This window comes from Nitratireductor sp. GCM10026969 (assembly GCF_042660605.1).
Taxonomy (GTDB): domain Bacteria; phylum Pseudomonadota; class Alphaproteobacteria; order Rhizobiales; family Rhizobiaceae; genus Chelativorans.
In genome coordinates this window covers 1-15,813 of the sequence record NZ_JBHSUM010000032.1, presented here as the reverse complement: position 1 = coordinate 15,813, position 15,813 = coordinate 1, and the positions used below count along the sequence as shown (strand labels likewise).

17 protein-coding genes and 3 pseudogenes are annotated in these 15,813 nt (G+C 62.8%); 6 read left to right on the top strand and 14 right to left on the bottom strand.

Features of this window, described 5'->3' with window-relative positions:
- Positions 1-22: 22 nt before the first annotated feature.
- Both ACFP9U_RS09555 and ACFP9U_RS09550 read right to left on the bottom strand, forming a co-directional pair.
- Complete coding sequence (locus ACFP9U_RS09555; RefSeq protein ID WP_378620903.1) at positions 23-181, bottom strand: hypothetical protein; 159 nt, start codon at positions 179-181, stop codon at positions 23-25.
- Positions 165-1,760, bottom strand: coding sequence for a glucan biosynthesis protein (locus tag ACFP9U_RS09550; protein WP_378620901.1), 1,596 nt, complete (start codon positions 1,758-1,760; stop codon positions 165-167). The genes ACFP9U_RS09555 and ACFP9U_RS09550 overlap by 17 nt, the downstream gene beginning before the upstream one ends.
- A 414-nt stretch (positions 1,761-2,174) precedes the next feature.
- Here ACFP9U_RS09550 and arr point away from each other — a divergent pair, with 414 nt between their 5' ends.
- Entirely contained in the window at positions 2,175-2,594 is a 420-nt protein-coding gene (arr, locus tag ACFP9U_RS09545; RefSeq protein ID WP_378620944.1) for an NAD(+)--rifampin ADP-ribosyltransferase, read from the top strand.
- A gap of 14 nt (positions 2,595-2,608) precedes the next feature.
- Here arr and ACFP9U_RS09540 read toward each other — a convergent pair whose 3' ends face one another.
- The 5 genes and pseudogenes from ACFP9U_RS09540 to ACFP9U_RS09520 form a co-directional block, all read right to left on the bottom strand.
- Entirely contained in the window at positions 2,609-3,022 is a 414-nt protein-coding gene (locus tag ACFP9U_RS09540; RefSeq protein WP_378620899.1) for an SRPBCC family protein, read from the bottom strand.
- Positions 3,023-3,067: 45 nt separating this feature from the next.
- Positions 3,068-3,511, bottom strand: a complete 444-nt coding sequence (locus ACFP9U_RS09535) for an SRPBCC family protein (RefSeq protein WP_378620897.1) — start codon at positions 3,509-3,511, stop codon at positions 3,068-3,070.
- Positions 3,512-3,560: 49 nt separating this feature from the next.
- Positions 3,561-4,040 carry a VOC family protein gene (locus tag ACFP9U_RS09530; RefSeq protein ID WP_378620896.1) on the bottom strand — a complete coding sequence of 160 codons (480 nt, stop codon included), beginning with the start codon at positions 4,038-4,040 and terminating at the stop codon, positions 3,561-3,563.
- Positions 4,041-4,624: 584 nt separating this feature from the next.
- Complete coding sequence (locus ACFP9U_RS09525) at positions 4,625-5,719, bottom strand: sensor histidine kinase (protein ID WP_378620894.1); 1,095 nt, start codon at positions 5,717-5,719, stop codon at positions 4,625-4,627.
- Between the two features lie 394 nt (positions 5,720-6,113).
- Positions 6,114-6,431 (bottom strand): annotated as a pseudogene (locus ACFP9U_RS09520) (LysR substrate-binding domain-containing protein); the annotation flags it as partial.
- A gap of 19 nt (positions 6,432-6,450) precedes the next feature.
- Here ACFP9U_RS09520 and ACFP9U_RS09515 point away from each other — a divergent pair.
- Positions 6,451-6,555 (top strand): annotated as a pseudogene (locus ACFP9U_RS09515) (zinc-binding dehydrogenase); the annotation flags it as partial.
- 161 nt (positions 6,556-6,716) lie between these two features.
- On the opposite strand, the gene ACFP9U_RS09510 reads toward ACFP9U_RS09515, so the two are convergent.
- On the bottom strand, positions 6,717-7,616 hold the full coding sequence (locus ACFP9U_RS09510) for a LysR family transcriptional regulator (protein WP_378620893.1): 900 nt from the start codon (positions 7,614-7,616) through the stop codon (positions 6,717-6,719).
- A gap of 124 nt (positions 7,617-7,740) precedes the next feature.
- Between ACFP9U_RS09510 and ACFP9U_RS09505 the strand changes: the two genes are divergently transcribed.
- Together ACFP9U_RS09505 and ACFP9U_RS09500 are read left to right on the top strand one after the other, a co-directional pair.
- On the top strand, positions 7,741-8,364 hold the full coding sequence (locus ACFP9U_RS09505; protein WP_378620942.1) for a glutathione S-transferase family protein: 624 nt from the start codon (positions 7,741-7,743) through the stop codon (positions 8,362-8,364).
- Positions 8,365-8,399: 35 nt separating this feature from the next.
- On the top strand, positions 8,400-10,520 hold the full coding sequence (locus ACFP9U_RS09500) for a pyridoxamine 5'-phosphate oxidase family protein (protein WP_378620891.1): 2,121 nt from the start codon (positions 8,400-8,402) through the stop codon (positions 10,518-10,520).
- Positions 10,521-10,781: 261 nt separating this feature from the next.
- Here ACFP9U_RS09500 and ACFP9U_RS09495 read toward each other — a convergent pair whose 3' ends face one another.
- From ACFP9U_RS09495 to ACFP9U_RS09480, 4 genes are read right to left on the bottom strand one after another with little or no spacing between them, the layout of a single operon-like run.
- Positions 10,782-11,675, bottom strand: coding sequence for an MBL fold metallo-hydrolase (locus ACFP9U_RS09495; protein ID WP_378620890.1), 894 nt, complete (start codon positions 11,673-11,675; stop codon positions 10,782-10,784).
- Between the two features lie 39 nt (positions 11,676-11,714).
- Entirely contained in the window at positions 11,715-12,038 is a 324-nt protein-coding gene (locus ACFP9U_RS09490; RefSeq protein WP_378620888.1) for a MoaF-related domain-containing protein, read from the bottom strand.
- Positions 12,039-12,070: 32 nt separating this feature from the next.
- Positions 12,071-12,715, bottom strand: coding sequence for a DsbA family protein (locus ACFP9U_RS09485; protein WP_378620886.1), 645 nt, complete (start codon positions 12,713-12,715; stop codon positions 12,071-12,073).
- Positions 12,716-12,772: 57 nt separating this feature from the next.
- Positions 12,773-13,384 (bottom strand): NAD(P)-dependent oxidoreductase, encoded by a 612-nt coding sequence (locus tag ACFP9U_RS09480; protein WP_378620884.1) that lies wholly within the window; start codon positions 13,382-13,384, stop codon positions 12,773-12,775.
- A 150-nt stretch (positions 13,385-13,534) separates the two neighbouring features.
- Between ACFP9U_RS09480 and ACFP9U_RS09475 the strand changes: the two genes are divergently transcribed.
- Positions 13,535-13,921, top strand: a complete 387-nt coding sequence (locus ACFP9U_RS09475) for a winged helix-turn-helix transcriptional regulator (RefSeq protein WP_378620883.1) — start codon at positions 13,535-13,537, stop codon at positions 13,919-13,921.
- 342 nt (positions 13,922-14,263) lie between these two features.
- On the opposite strand, the gene ACFP9U_RS09470 is transcribed toward ACFP9U_RS09475, so the two are convergent.
- Both ACFP9U_RS09470 and ACFP9U_RS09465 read right to left on the bottom strand, forming a co-directional pair.
- On the bottom strand, positions 14,264-14,992 hold the full coding sequence (locus ACFP9U_RS09470) for a tripartite tricarboxylate transporter substrate-binding protein (RefSeq protein ID WP_378620940.1): 729 nt from the start codon (positions 14,990-14,992) through the stop codon (positions 14,264-14,266).
- 22 nt (positions 14,993-15,014) lie between these two features.
- Positions 15,015-15,466, bottom strand: a pseudogene (locus ACFP9U_RS09465) (IS630 family transposase); the annotation flags it as partial.
- A gap of 20 nt (positions 15,467-15,486) precedes the next feature.
- Between ACFP9U_RS09465 and ACFP9U_RS09460 the strand changes: the two are divergent.
- The coding region (locus ACFP9U_RS09460) for a hypothetical protein (RefSeq protein ID WP_378620881.1) at positions 15,487-15,813 on the top strand (327 nt) is incomplete at its 3' end.

The following is a 15,813-nucleotide window of genomic DNA, read 5'->3' as shown; positions in this document are numbered from 1 at the left end:
CGGGCGACGCCGGCGCGAAAGACTATCGCGGCGCGAACCACTCGATCAGCGGCCGCAGGAAAAGGCCGCGGACGCGCTGCCGGACAAGCATCTGCTCCGGCATGGCCATCGGCGCGGCCGGCAGGCCACTTTCCTCTACAGGATGGCGCGAGCGGGTTTGTCCCTCAGGAACGCGCATCATTTCTTCTCCATTGGTAAACCCAGGTCTCCGACAATTTGCGGTCGCCACGCCGCAGATAGGCGGTCAACTCCACCGGAGCGTCGTCCTCGGGCGTAAGATCGATCACGAGGCGCCAGGCGCCGTTTGCCTCGATCCGCGATACGGTGGAATGGACGATTGTTGCGCGGCTGGCTGAAACGTTGGCTTCAACGCCTTCATCCGCAGATAAGTTCCTGAGGGATTCACCCTCGAAATCAATCACGAACTTCCGCAGATCCTCCCCGTTCTCCATCCCCGAAACACCGCCCACCCCGGTGCGCAGGGCCGAAACCCGGGCAAGCTCGTCCGTGGGCTCCTCGATGGATCCCCATGTCAGGCGGTAACGAAAAGTGTGCTCCTGCCCGGCCTTGAATTCCCCCTCGGGAATCCAGAAGGCGACGATGTTGTCGTTGACTTCCAGCTCGGTGGGCAGCTCGACGAGGTTGACCGCTCCCTTCCCCCAGTCGTCCAGGGGTTCCACGAGAAGCGAGGGCCGCCGCTCGTACCCCGCACCCGCATCCTGATAATGATCGAAGTCGCGATCGCGCTGGAAGAGCCCGAAGGCCTTCGGGCTGGTTTCGCTGAAGAACGACATCGCCAGTTCGTGCGGATTGTTGAGGTTGCGCCACAATTGCTCCCCGTCGGCACGCACGACCTTCAGCCCGTCGCTGTCGTGCACCTGTCCGCGGAAATCATCGAAGGCGCTTCTGTTGTTCTCGGCGTACAGAAACATCGACGTCATGGGGGCAATGCCCAGCCGCTGAATGTCGTTGCGGATGAAAAGACGGGCCGTCACGTCCATCACGGTGTTCTTGCCCGGTGTGATCTTGAAGGCATAGGCGCCTGTCAGGCTCTCGCCTTCGAGGGCGGCATAGACGGTTATGTTCTCGCCCTGCCGGCTGGGCTTCTCGATCCAGAAATCCGTGAACCGGGGAAACTCCTCCCCCCTGGTCGTCGCGGTGTTGACCGCAATCCCCCGCGCCGAAAGCCCGTAGAAGTTTCCACGCCCCAGGGCGCGGAAATAGCTGGCACCGAGAAACGACACCAGCTCGTCCATGACCTGCGGATCGTTGAGCGGATAGTGCAGCCGGAAACCGGCCACGCCCGGCAGTTCGAGACCGGCGAAATCCTCCGAATTGAGCGGCTTGCGGTATTCGAACCGGTTGGCGTCTATGTGGACGAGGGAGGCGCGGCCGTCCTCGACCACATGGATCCTCACCGGATGCTTGAACAGCCATCCGGGATGGAAGGCCTGCAGTTCGAAGGGCGCCTCCCCGCGCCACAACGCCTCGTCGGGCCGAAAGCGGATCGCCCGGTGCTCGTCATAGGTCAGTTCGGCCACCACCTCCGGCAAGGTCTCCTCCGGAGGCGCGAAGGGCTCTTCGGCGCGCTGCTTCATGGCCCGGGTCAAGCGCTCGAACGAAAAGGCGTGACCCTCACCCCCAGCACCGGGCAGATCGGTTTCCTCGGGCTCCTGGGCAAGAGCGGCGCGCGCGCCCAAGACGGCCGACGCCCCCAAAAGAAGCCTTGCCCCGGAGACGATGAAGGAACGACGGTGCATGAAATTCACTCACTACGGATATTGCGCACTGGAGGCGACGCCTTACTCGCAAGGCAATGAAAACGACAACTTGGAGAAGTTGAGGCGTGCGGCGTCACATTGGGAAACGGCATGTTACAATTTGCGACGGAAGATGCCGCAGCCTCACATAAACGCGGCGCGCCACAGCGGCGACCGATGAGTCGCGCTCACTTCAAAGCTCACGCTGAATTCCTCGCGCTCGAGGGAGCAGGACCTTTGGTGGGGATACGTCTTCACCAATGGCCACCCAAAAGGTCGTTTCGGGCCCACTCGACATTTGATTCCGAAAAGGCTCGCCTCCGGGTCAGGGAGGAGTATGGGTCGATTCGACGGAGTTGTCAGGCTGGAAAGGAGGCCGAGAGATTGAGCGCCGCCGCGGCCCATATCCCCCGCATCCGTAATGAATACGATAAAAGATCGTGCCCGCAGCGATTTTACCACGGCACCCGGGCCGACATGAAACCGGGAGGGCTGATCGTGCCAGGCTACAGCTCCAACTACGGCAATCGGAAGCAGGCATCCTGGGTCTATCTCACCGGCACGCGGGATGCGGCCATCTGGGGCGTCGAACTGGCCGCCGGCGACGGCCGGGAAAGGATCTACATCGTGGAGCCGACCGGCCCGATTGAGGACGACCCCAACCTGACGGACAAGAAATTCCCAGGCAATCCGACGCAGTCTTACCGCACCCGCGACCCGCTACGGGTCACGGGTGCGGTCACCGGGTGGCAGGGCCACTCGCCCGAACGCCTGAAGGAAATGAAGGACCATCTAGAACGCCTGGAAGCGGAAGGCATCGAGGCGATCGACTGAGTGCCGGGGAGGCGTCACTCTCCAACATAACGCTCGAAGTTGTTCAGGATCGCCTGCCAGCCGTCGCGCTGCATCTCGATGGAATTCTGCGTCTCGGCATCGAATATGGTCGTCACCTTCGTACCGTTTCCAGCGGCTTCGAAGATCGTGCGCGCCTTGCGCCCGTCGCTCATGGCCAATGTGATCGCCTTGTACGGCTCGACCTCTTCGTACACCGCCTCGAAATCGAATCCGAAACTGCCGTCCTTGGCTTCCATGCGCGCCTTGTAGGCGCCGCCCACCTTCAGGTCGGCTTCGGCGCTCGGGCAGCACCAGTCGTCGGAAGCGAAGTTCCACCGCGTGATATCAGCGGGCGTCGTGTAGGCCTCCCAGACGCGTTCGATCGGCGCGGCGATGGTGGTAGCGATGGTGATCTGCTGGTCGGTCATCTTGGTTTCCTTGTTGTCGCAGTTGGATCCGATTTCCCCGACGGTTCATTGCGTGATTTCGGGCTCGACAAGTTTGGCAAGCTTGCGCAGCGACTCCTGCCAACCGAGATAACATGCCTCGAGGGGGATCAGATCGGGCACGTTCTCCTGAACCACCGTCATCTCCGTTCCGACTGAAACGGCCCTTAGCGTGACGGTCACCTTCATCTCGCCCGGAAGGTTCGGATCATCGAACACGTCGCTGTAGACGAGCATCTCTCCGGGAACGAGTTTCAGATAGGTGCCGCCGAAGGAATGGCTTTGCCCAGTCGTGAAGTTCCGGAAGGACATTCTGTGCTTGCCGCCTTCCTTCGCCTCAAGTTCATGGACCGTGCAGGTAAAACCGAAGGGCGGGAGCCAGCTCGCAACCGCGTCAGGTTCCAGAAACGCGCGGTAGACCTTTTCGGATTTCGTGGCGAAAACCCGGTGCAGTTTAACGGTGTTGGGCATGATCATTTCCATTCATTGAGCTTTCCAAGGCGCGGTCGCCTTGGGCGGGTTAGCCTGCTACCGCGGCTTCCAGCGCCGCGATGTCGATTTTCTTCATCGTCATCATCGCCTCGAAGGCGCGCTTTGCTTCATTGCGATCGGAACTCGTCGTCAGGTCCAGCAGTCGCCTCGGCGTAATCTGCCAGGAGAAGCCCCAACGGTCCCTGCACCAGCCGCAGGCGCTCTCGGCGCCTCCATTGCCGACGATCGCGTCCCAGTAACGGTCGGTCTCCTCCTGGTCTTCGGTCACGACCATGAAGCTCACCGATTCATTCGGTTTGAAGTTCGGGCCGCCGTTCAGGCCGACAAACCGGCGCCCCAGCACGGTGAATTCGACCGTCAGTTCACTGTCTTCGTGCCCGCCGGGAAAATCGCCGGGAGCCGCGTTCACCCGTTCGACATGGCTGTCGGGAAAGGTGGCGGCATAGAACTCCGCCGCCTTGCTTGCTTCACCGTGATCGAACCACAGGCACGTAACGAGTTCGGTCATATCCAATCTCCTCGGTTCTTGGGGGTCATGTGCTTGCACCGCCTCTACAACGGAACTTGGGCCAGTTTGGCAGTATCCCGGTCTCCCCAGTTGTCGCGTTGGCAGGACGGACTTCCTTTAGGACGAACGACCGATACCTTTCCCGACACGCGCGATAAAATCGGCGTAAACACCCGTCCATAGAATAAGCAAGGGCACCCGCCGCGCCTGCGAGATCTCAGCCAAACCAGCTTTTGTTGGCCAGGAAGGGCCGCCAGCTAATAGGCGAGCGCTTCCATTTCACCACTGTCCAAATCCGCGACTGCCGCCTCGTAGGGCATGCTGATCGTAAATGGCTTGGACAATATCGATCCCATGTCAAAATGAACGCGCTTCGCGTGCGCGGCTGCGTGGGATTTTAGCAGTAGGCTATGTCGAAGCCACTGCCATCTTGCGCAAGCAAGCAGGAGTCATAGCTAGCCAGGTACGATCTTTGAAACGGCGCGCTCGTCCAGGGCGCCGCTGGAGCATGCAACCCATAGTGGGGCCTTCAGAGGTCCTGAATCCCAATTCTGTCGCCAGAGGAACCCGCTAGGGCCCGGATTCTAGGCGGGGAACGCCACTGTGAAGCAGCAACCGCAGCCGCTGGGATTAGGAACCGCAGAAACGCGGCCACCGAGCTGGTCCGCAAGGGCCTTGACCACTTTCATTCCGAGGCCACTCGCGCTCTGCTCCAAGTCGAAACCGGGAGGCAAGCCTTCACCGTTGTCCCTGACGCTCAGTTCGTGCATGCCATCCTTGAGATGGTATACGACGTTGATATTTGTCGCGCCATGCTTGGCGGCATTGGTCACAAGCTCATTCACGATCAGTCCAATCGGCTGGATCCGTTCCGTGGGGACGTTTCCTTCGTCGCCGTCCACCTTCACGGGCCTGTCCAGTATGCCGGAGAGATCTGCGCAGAGTCGACGCAGGAAACCGATGCAGGATATCTCGTCCGCAGCTTCAATGTGAAAATTCTGGTGAACCCGCGCGACCGCCGCCACCCTATTCGCGGCCATCTGCAACTGCTCCGAGGCGGCAGGTGGAAGATCGGATAGGCGGGCCTGCATGGTCAGTAAGGCCGAAACAAAGTGGAGACTGTTCCTCACGCGGTGGTCGATCTCACGCGCCATGATCTCTGCTCTGGCGACTGCCTGCCGAGCGGATAAGCGCAATTCCATCTGGTCCATCACCACCGAGGCGAGGTCTTTGAGTTCCTCGATTTCTGCCTGGCTAATCGGACGGGCTTCCCTGTCGATGACGCAGAGCGTGCCGAGATTATAACCATCGCTGGTCCGCAGCGGGACACCTGCATAGAACCGCAGCCCGAACTCACCTGCGACCAGCGGATTGGCAAGCGAACGAGCGTCGACGTTGGCATCGGTGAGGATGTGAGGGTCCGCTGACAGGATGGCCGACGCGCATAACCCCGGATCGCGTTCGACCTGCTCCACCTGAACGCCGTGGTGCGATTTGAACCAGATGCGGTCGTGGTCCACGATGCTGATGATCGAAATCGGAACGTTGAAGCGGCGGGCGGCTATGGCGGTGATCCGGTCGAACGAACCGTCCGGAGGCGTATCGAGGATGTCGTAACGCCTCACCGCCGCCAATCGCTGCGGCTCGTCCTCAGGGATGATGCTCGGGTGAACGTTCAATGACAGACCTTTCCAGTCGCGAACGATATCGCTTCAGCCTTTCCCAAACGGTGACAAAGAACGCTTGTCGGATCAAATCTCCGTATCTGTTGCGGCAATCTCGGCTGTGGGCGTGGCTCCGGGTGGACGTAGCGCTTCCAAAATAGCGTCCTCACCTGTGAAAACCCATTGCAGGTGGTAACGTTCCCCAAACGACTGAACGGAGGCCTGCTCATCTAATCTGCCCCCCGCAACATCTGCTTTTGGCAGACGCTCAAGCCGGCCGAAATGGCCGGCGGACACTAGAAGCGCCCGCTAGATGGTCGTGTGTGCGCCTTTTCAGAGCGGTCGTTCAGCCCGAATATTCACTGATGCCTGTGCATCTGCGCAGCCCACCGAATCGCACCTTGGGTATTCATGTCATGTATTTGGGCAAAGCAGCAGCCGACGCATCGACAGCAACGCGAATCTTCAACGGTAAGTACGGCGTCTGCAGCCACAGCGCATAATCGTCGAACACATATCCTGGATGATCTTCCAGTAGCGGGACAAGTGAGCCCGCCCGAATGCGCTCGCGAACCAGCCAGGATGGAAGCCAGGCAAGCCCCATGCCCGCGGTTGCGGCGTCGGCGATCGCATCGAGGTCATCGAGACGCAGCCGGTTGGCCGGCACGACCTGTGCCGGCGGGCGGCCTTGACGGGGAAACAGCCATGAATGGACCCAGCCGGGCCTGCCACCAGCGCGTCCGCAGCTTCAGCCGGTAATCACCAAAACCTTTCCTTTCGATGAGACCGGCGAGGCACATCGCTTCCTGGAATCGAACAATCAGTTCGGCAAGATTATCGTGACGGTTTGACCGATCCTGCACTCTCCCGGTTTGCGCGCCGCGGTAAAGGCGGCAGTGTCCGCAAGGCCGACGACGATCACTCGGGTCCAGCACTGAACTTCAACACTCCAGCGGGCTTTCGCTCGCCAAAGGCAAGCCACTGAGCCGATTGGCTTGAAACTGGCAGGCGGTCAGTTCAACCAGGTCTCCGCGCGCAAACGCTCGACCGCGAGATCGACGAAGGCGCGCACGCGCGCAGCCGCGCGGCGCCCTTCAACATGGACCACGTGGACGGGGATGGGGGGCGGCTCGTAGTTGGCGAGCAAGATCTCGAGCTTGCCGGCGCGGACCTCCTGCTCCACCTGGTAGGCGAGCAAACGGACAATGCCCCGCCCCGCCACAGCCGCGGCGACGGCGACCTCTGCCGAATTGGCAAAGAAGCGCGCCGGCGGCCGCACGATCTTGGTGCGGCCGGCGACGGGAAAGGCCCATTGTCGCTGGGGAATGGAGAAGGAGAAGTCGATCGCCTCCATGCGCAGGAGGTCGGCCAGCTCTTTCGGCACACCGTGCTCGGCGAGATAAGAGGGTGCGGCGCAGACGACATGTCGCATCGAGCCGACCTGGATCGCCATGAGCGACGAGTCCGGCAGGTGCGCGATGCGCACAGCGATGTCGAAGCCTTCTTCGACCAGGTCGACGACCCTGTCCACCAGAAGGGTGCGCACGCTGACTTCCGGGTGGCGGGCGAGGAAATCGATGGCGATCGGCGCCACGAACAGGCTGCCGAACATCGAAGGCGCCGTCACCCCGACCTCGCCGCGCAGTTCGGAATGGGCGCCGGTGGCTGAGGCCTCAGCCTCGGCCAACCCTTCCAGGATGCGCCTGCCATCCGCAAGAAAGCGCGCCCCGGTTTCGGTCAGGCGGACGACCCGCGTGGTGCGACTGAACAGGCGCACGCCGAGATGGTCTTCCAGCGCGGCGACCGCCCGGGTGACGGCCGGTGGCGACATGCCGAGCCGCTTCGCCGCGGGCGCGAAGCCTCCTTCCTCGGCCACGGCGATGAGAACCTGAATGCTCCTGAACCGATCCATCGATTGTTCCGATTATCGAAATTATTTGCTGCACCTTTTTTGCATTAACACAGTCTATAAAAAGAACGACCCTTGCAACGCCGTCCATCCGATGTTGCTCAAGGAAGTTCCCATGTCCGCAGAAATGAAGCCTGTCGTCCTCCATCGCCACCTGCTCTCGGGCCATTGCCACCGTGTCGAGCTGTTTTTGTCGCTGCTCGGCCTGCCTGTCGCGTTCGTCGAAGTCGATTTCGCTCAAGGGGCGCACAGGAGACCCGACTTCCTTGCCCGCAATCCCTTCGGCCAGATTCCGGTGCTGGAGGACGGCGACGTGGTGCTTGCCGACAGCAACGCCATCCTCGTCTATCTCGCGCTTAAATACGACGCCTCGCGCCGCTGGTACCCGGCAGACGCGGTCGCCGCAGCCGCGGTTCAGCGGTGGCTGTCGGTCGCTGCGGGGCAGCTCGCCCACGGCCCTGCCGCTGCGCGACTCGCCACCGTGTTCAAGCTCCCGCTCGACCACGAGCGGGCGAAAGGCATCGCCGATCAGCTTTTTACGATCCTCGAATCCCATTTGGCCTCAAGGCCGTTCCTCGTTGGAGAGGAGGCGACCATCGCCGATGTCGCGCTTTATGCCTACACCGCGCGCGCACCGGAAGGCGGCGTGGCGCTTACGCCTTACCCCAAGGTGAGCGCGTGGCTTTCCCGTATCGAGGCACTGCCCCGCTTCGTGCCGATGCATGAGGTACCGGAACCCGTGGTGGCCTAGCAACGCGTTCCAAAGTTCAGCCCTTGGAGAGATCCATGTCCTCCCCGCAGACTTACCAGCCGCTTCCCGGATGGGATCGGGACAGCTCGCCCTACCATGCGGGGGAGCAGGCCGCGCAGGCGCGCGCGGGCGCCCGTGAAATGGCCGAGCGCATCGGGCGCAAGGTCATCCGCAGCTTCATGCCCGACCAGCACCGGGAGTTCTTCGCCGAGTTGCCCTTCGTCATCCTCGGCAGCCTCGATGCTGCAAGGCAGCCCTGGGCCTCGATCCTCGTCAGCCCGCCGGGCTTCGTGCAATCGCCCGATCCGCGCCGGCTGACGATCGCGGGGCGACCGCTCTCAGGCGATCCTTTGCGCGCCAACCTCAGGAAGGACGCTGCCGTTGGCATGCTGGGCATCCAGCCCGAGACGCGCCGCCGTAACCGCGTGAACGGGCGGGTGATCGAGGCGGGCAAGGACAGCTTTACCATCGCCGTCGATCAGAGTTTCGGCAATTGCCCGCAATACATCCAAGCCCGCGCACCGCATCTCGTCTCCCCCGCGTCCACGGGCAAAGCCAGTAGGCCGATCCGCCGGGAGGGTGCGGCTCTCTCAGCCGAAGCGGCCGAGTTGGTGCGCATGGCCGACACCTTCTTCATCGCCACCGCCTCGCCCGGCGCAGGCGGGGAGAACCCGGTCGAAGGCGCCGACGTGAACCACCGCGGTGGCAAGCCGGGCTTTGTCGACGTGCGACAGGAGGACGGGCGCTCCGTGCTCGTCGCGCCCGACTTCGCCGGCAACTCTGCCTTCTCCACCTTCGGCAACCTGCTGCTCAACCCGAAGGCCGGGCTGCTCTTCGTAGACTTTGCCGCCGGTCACGTGCTGATGGTGACGGGCGAGGCCGAGGTGATCTGGGATGCGCCGGAGGTTCGGGCTTTCCCCGGCGCGGAGCGGCTCCTCTCCTTCCGTCTGAGCGAGGGCCTGTTCATGGCGAACGCCTTGCCCATGCGCTGGTCGAACCCCGAGCCTGCGCCGCAAATCGCCGCCACCGGCACCTGGGCGGACGTGGCGCGCGCGGCCGACGACGCGGCCCAGGCGAATACCTGGCGCCGTTTCGTCGTCACGCGGGTCGAAGAGGAGAACGGGACGGTGAGCTCCTTCCGTCTCTCGCCGCAGGACGGCAACGCCATCACGCCTCACCTGCCGGGCCAGTTCCTGCCGATCGCTGTCGAGGTTCCCGGCGAGGCGCAGCCGCTCCGGCGCACCTACACGATCTGCAGCGATGCGAATGGCCGGGAATACAGACTGACCGTGAAGCGCCGGACTCACGCCGGTGCGCGGCCGAGCGTCAGCAACTGGCTGCACGTCCATGCGCGGGCGGGGACGGTCATTCACGCTCTGGCGCCGCGTGGCGACTTCATCCTGGATACGAGCAGCCGCAGACCCATCGTGCTTTTGTCCGCCGGCATCGGCGTAACGCCGATGTTCGCCATGCTCGACCACCTGACCGGCGGCATGGCCGGACGGCCGCGCCAGCCCGATCGTCCGATCTTCTTCATCCATGCCGCACGAAACGGCGCAGAGCATGTCTTCTCCCGTGATGTCCGCCTTCTCGCCGAACGCAATGCGAACCTGACTGTGCATGTGCGCTACTCCCGCCCGCGGCCGCAGGATGTCCCGGGGCGAGACCATGACAGCACCGGGCGCATCGACCGGGCGCTGCTGCAGTCGCTCTTGCCGCTTGACGATTATGAGGTCTATCTCTGCGGGCCGGCGGGGTTCATGCAGACGGCCTATGATCTGCTGACCGGCCTCGGCATCGCGGATGAGCATATCCATGCCGAAGCCTTCGGCCCGGCGCGGCTCCAACGCCGGGCAGCGGCAATGCAGGAGGAACGTCGGGAGCTTTCGCCGGCAGCGGAAGCCGACGTCACCTTCCGTCGGGCGGGCATACGCGTCTCCTGGAAACCGGCAGAGGGCTCTTTGCTCGACCTTGCCGAGGCCGCAGGCGTCGATGCCCCCTGGAACTGCCGAGCCGGCGTCTGCGGCACCTGCACGGCCCGTCTCGTGGAGGGCTCTGTCGCCTACCCCGAGGAACCCACCGCAAGCGGTGGTCCTGATGAAGTCCTGATCTGCTCGGCAGTACCCGCAAGCCGCGAGCTCGTGCTCGATCTTTGAAGAATGTGCTGTAAATAGCGAGGACGGATGCACTTACGTGAAGATCGCCACCATCGGCGCCACCGGCTGACCGGTTCGAAGATCCTGGCAAAGGTACGCGCTCTACCGCGTACATGAGGCCACGGCGATTGCCCGCAACACGGTCACAGACGCCCCTTGGTCACCTGAGTTCGTTGGGAGGACCGTCTCCTGTTGCAGGAGGCTTCATATGAGATAGGGACCGGCCGGCTTGAATGCCGGCCGGTCCTTTGATCCCCTGGCTCAGCCCCACTTCATCTCGCCTTTGGCGACCTTGGCGCCGATCTCGAGGGCAACATCCAGACCGGCATCCGGATAGCGCTTCTTCATCGCCGCGATGAGTTCGGCGCTGTCCTTGGCCTTGGCGAACTCCTCTTCATAGGCGACAAGATAGTCGCGCGTGAAGGTGACGCCGGAGAGATCGGTCGGCCAATCCGGCTTCATGTGGCCGGGCACGACGATCTTCGGGTTACGCGCGGCGATGCCGTCCAGAGCGCGGATCCAGGCCGCACGATCTTCCGGGTTGGGGACGTCGGCGATCCAGGGATGCAGACCACCATAAACCAGGACGCCGCCAAAAACCGCTTCGAGCGAGGGAACCCAGTGGTAGCGGCGATCGTGCATGTCTTCGATGGTGACGATTTCCACCGTCTCGCCATCGACCGCAAGCGATGCCACGTCGGAAGGTTCCGGCATCACGACTTCGTCGACCGACTGCGGGCCGTTGTCGCCAAGCTGCGGTCCCCAGGCCTCGATCTTTCCCGCGACATTTTCCTCGATAGCGGCGACCGTGTCGGGCGCTGCAATCACGCGCGCATCCGGAAACGCGGCTTTCACCGGAGCGAGGCTGAAATAGTAGTCAGGATCGTTGACGCTGACATAAACGGTTGTGAGCTTCAGGCCGCTCGCCTTGATCGCGTCGGCGACAGCGCTGCCGTCAGAGAGCGTAAAGCCGCCGTCGATGAGAACCGCCTCGGTGGCACCTTTGAGGAGCACCGGCGCGCGGAAGAAGCCGCTGTCGTTGGTCGGGAAATACTCCCACGACAGCGACGATTGTGCCAATGCGGGCAGCGGTGAGACGACCACGGCGGCACCGGCGGCCAGCGCCGTTTTCATGACTTCTCTTCTCGTAAACATGGAATCCTCCTGGTTTCGCGATTGATGGAGAAAAGGAACTCAGTCCAGACGCGTCCAGCTCCCGGTGAGGGTGAGGAACTTGTGGTCCGGAAGCGTGATGGCGGCGTGGACGGTGTCGTTCTCGAAATCCTCGACATGGGCGACGGTGATGCCGTCCGCCTCCTGCCAGGTCACCATGAAAACGCCGGGGCGGATGTAAGTCGCCCGATAGGTTTCGGTCGTGGCAGCGGCCTCGAAATCCTCGGCACCGAAAGGCGCCCATCGCAATGTCTCGCCATCCGCGTCGAAAGCGACGCGAAAGACGGGGTCGCCATAATCCGCCTTGTAGATATGGCCGGTTGCGGGAAATGCGGTGTCGGTCACGGGTCTTCCTCGTTTGTTGCTGTTTGGCGATGTCACGCGGCGCGCAGACCCGCGATCAGTTCGTCAGCGCTGCCGTAGAGCGCGCTCGAATTGACGAGGCGGGCGTCCTGCCCCTCTCCGGCGATGAGGGTCGGCACGCCCGGTGCACCGAAGCGATGCAACTCGGCCTGCGCCGCTTCGATCCGGCCTGCGTTAGACGCGCGCAGTTCCTCGTCGGGGGCCGCAAAGCGCTCGGCGGCCTCATTGAGACCCAGCTCGGCCAGGATATCGGCAATGACGGCCGGATCGCCATTGTCGCGTCCCTCGACGTAGCGTGCGCGCTGGATAGCCTTCAGGGCCTCGAATTCGCGTTCGGGCGCGGTCAGACGCACGGAGGTCAGCGCCAACGTGGCGGGGCCGGAATCGATTTGGCCTGTTCCGCTTTCCAGCACGTTCTTGCGATAGGCTTCACTGAAGACCTGGCCGGTGAGCTTCGCGATGCGCTGGTCGGCCTCCCATGCATGCGCCGCGAAACCGGCATTCATCGGGAACGCGCCAGCGCCGGCGAACAATCCGGTCGGGATGATCGTGACCTCGATCTCGTCCTGTTGCATGAGCTTCCCGATCGCGGGCGAGGCGCCGTAGCACCAGCCGCAAAGCGGATCGAACAGGTAAGTAAGTTGGATTGTCTCGGACATGGATAAGGCTCTTCGTGATGACGGGCGCCGGCTTCCGGTTTGGCCGCCAGCCGTGGATCAGTATCCGACGGTGAAGCGCTGGCGGATGTGCTTGGGGTTTTCGATCTCGTCCACCATGGCGATGGCGTAATCCTCGAAGGAAACGCTCGACCCGTTTTCGCCGGTCAGCAGTTCATCCTTGCCGAGCCGGAACTTGCCTGTCCGTTCGCCGGGAACGAACATTGCCGAGGGTGACAGGAAGGTCCAGTCGAGGTCGTCGATCGTGCGCAGGTAGGCGAGCGTTTCGGCGCCCCTGATGGCCTCCTCCTTGTAGGCGGCCGGGAAGTCCGGCTGGTCGAGAAGGCGTTTGCCGGGGGCGACTTCCAGGCTGGCCGCGCCGCCGACGACCAGGTAGCGCGTGACGCCGGCCTTGCGCAGTGCGTCGGTAATGATCGAGAAATCGGTGCCGATGAACCGGGTCGCGCTGACGACGGCGTCATGCCCCCGGACCAGTTCGGCCAGAGACGCGCTGTCCTGCGCATCGCCCTCGACGGCCGTCACGCCCGGCAGCGCTCCGATCTTTTCGGGGTTGCGCGCAATGGCCGTGACCCGATGTCCCCGATCGGACAGTTCCTTGAGAATGCGCGAGCCGACATTGCCGGATGCGCCGATAAGCGCGATATGTGCCATATCCATCCCCCTTCGGTTTGAGATCCTGATCAGGTCTATAAGCTAGACCTGGCCCGGCCACCTATGATATCGGGATCGCCCTTGCAAGACGTCATCGTCCGGTGATCAGGTCAGCCCGGTGTGACCACGAGCGTCATGGAGCACAGCAGAATGAGCCAAGGTAAACTCGTTTCCATTCCCTTCGTGTTCGAACAACCTTGTCCGATCAGAGATGTTCTCGACCGGATCGGCGACCAATGGAGCCTGCTCATTCTCCAGGTGCTCGAGCACGGAACCATGCGCTTCAGCGAGATTGAGCGAGCGATCACCGACATCTCCAAGCAGATGCTCTCCAAAACGCTGAGGCGTCTGGAGGAGGATGGCTTCGTGCGACGCACCCTCTATCCGGAAGTTCCGCCGCGGGTCGAGTACGAGCTGACGGACCTCGGCCGCTCCTTCCTGATGCCGATGAAGGGACTCATTGCCTGGGCGAATGAGAACCATCAGGCGATCTGCGAGGCACGTGGCGAATATGGCGTAGAGAACGGAGGCCGGTGAGCGGAGCGTCTTGCGGTTCCTCGGCGACGACCGCCGATAGATGGCTCGATTGAGCCCACCCAAGACGTTGGTCCTGCGTGCAGCGGCGGATAGTGAAGCGCCGCCCGGATGCTGCGCTGTCAGTTAAGGCACGTCATGCCCCGCCGCTCACAATCTCGGCCGCAAGCCGGTCCACGAAGGCGTCGACCCGGAGCGGCGCGGGGATTCAGCAGCGCCACGATATCGGCACCGGGCAAGGACCCTTCGAGGACGGGACCGAACGAACCCGCCTCGAACCGGTTAGAGACTATGGATAGGACTGCGCTATTCAGTCTGGTTGAGCGCGTTCAGAACCTCGTTGGTTTACTGCACATGCTTGTCCAGGAACGCGCCGAAGTCCTCGGAATTCAGCCAAACCGCACCGAAACCACGCTCGGACATGCCGGCTTGGAAAGCTTCGGATTCGAAAGCCTCCTTGACCGCGGCCTCAATCTCCTCGACGAGAGCGGGATCCATGTCTGCCGGGCCGGCAACGCCCCTCCAAGTGCCACCGCTCACATCATGTCCGGTTTTTTCCTCGGCGGTAGGTACATCCGGATACTTCCCGAGCCGCTCCTCCGCCAGGACCGCAACCGTCTTCACCAGCCCCGCCTCCGTCATCGCATCGGTCTCTGGCACGGAAGACAGGACGATATCCACGCCCCCGGCCGCCAGTTCCTGCAGGCCTGCTGCCGACCCGGACGCGGGAATGAGGTTGAGCTTTGACACATCCACGCCTTCCGCGAGGAGGAGCGACACAAAGGGGATGTCCCACGAGGCGCTGCATGTGCCGCCGCACGAAATCTTCAGGCTCACGGGATCTTCCTTGAGCCGCGCGACGATATCGCCCAGCGTCTGAAGCTCTCCGTTCATCGCCACGTGCACGGCGGAGGGATCCGCGTTGATCTGCGCGATAGGTGTGAAGCTGTCTGCCGTGAAGTCCGCCTGCCCGAGCACCTTGAACTGGGGGGCTCGTGCGCGGTGAGGCGGAGGAGCGCGCATTCGAATCGTGTGTGTGGGAGTGGCTGTGGCGTAGTTTCCAGCCCTCCCCACCCGGCGATAAAGGTCGACGTGTCCAGTGCCCGAACGGCGCCCGCCCGGCAAACCGTTCCCCTTTCGGCGCCCAGCCCCTGAGCGGCGCCATGTTGGTCTTCACCCAGGTCTCGTCGATGAAGACCAGCCGCTTCGGGTCGATCCGCCCCTGATGGCGCTGCCAGCGTTCGCGGCGGCGCCTCACATCAGGGCGGTTGCGTTCGTCCGCGACCAGCGTCTTTTTTTGAAACTGAGCCCGCAGGCACGCAGGAACCGCCAGATCGTGTCGTGGCTGACCGCGACACCACGCTCGGCCAACAGCGCCTGCAGCCCTTTCACCGTCAACTCCGGGCGGCGCCGGACCTGATCAAGCAGCCACTCCCGCTGCCCCTCCAGAACCGGCTTGCGGTGCCCGCCCATCTTGCCCGGACTGACCGAGCCGGTCTGCGCCGCCCGCTGCGTCCATATCACGACGCTCGAAGGTGCCACATCGAAATGGAAGACGCGTTCCGAACATGGCGCGTGTGCGACGGTTCTCTTTTCAGCATCCGAATCTGGCAAGCCGGACAAAGCTCGATGTATCGTTTCTGGTTCGGCTCACGAACCCATCGATGAATGTCGATCTTCCTTTCCTGCCTAACGGCGCCACAGCCGTCACATGTCCATTGCTTTTGCTCCTGCATTCCCGATGCCCCTTCACGCCGATACCCTATAAGCCCCAAAACATCCTGCCCCATCTAGCGTGCAGCGGAGCGCGGTCAGAACTTCCCGACGACGTTGAGGAAGAGGCCCTGGTCGTCGAGGGTGAGGTCTCTGAGGTCGTCGGAGAAGCGGCCGAAGTT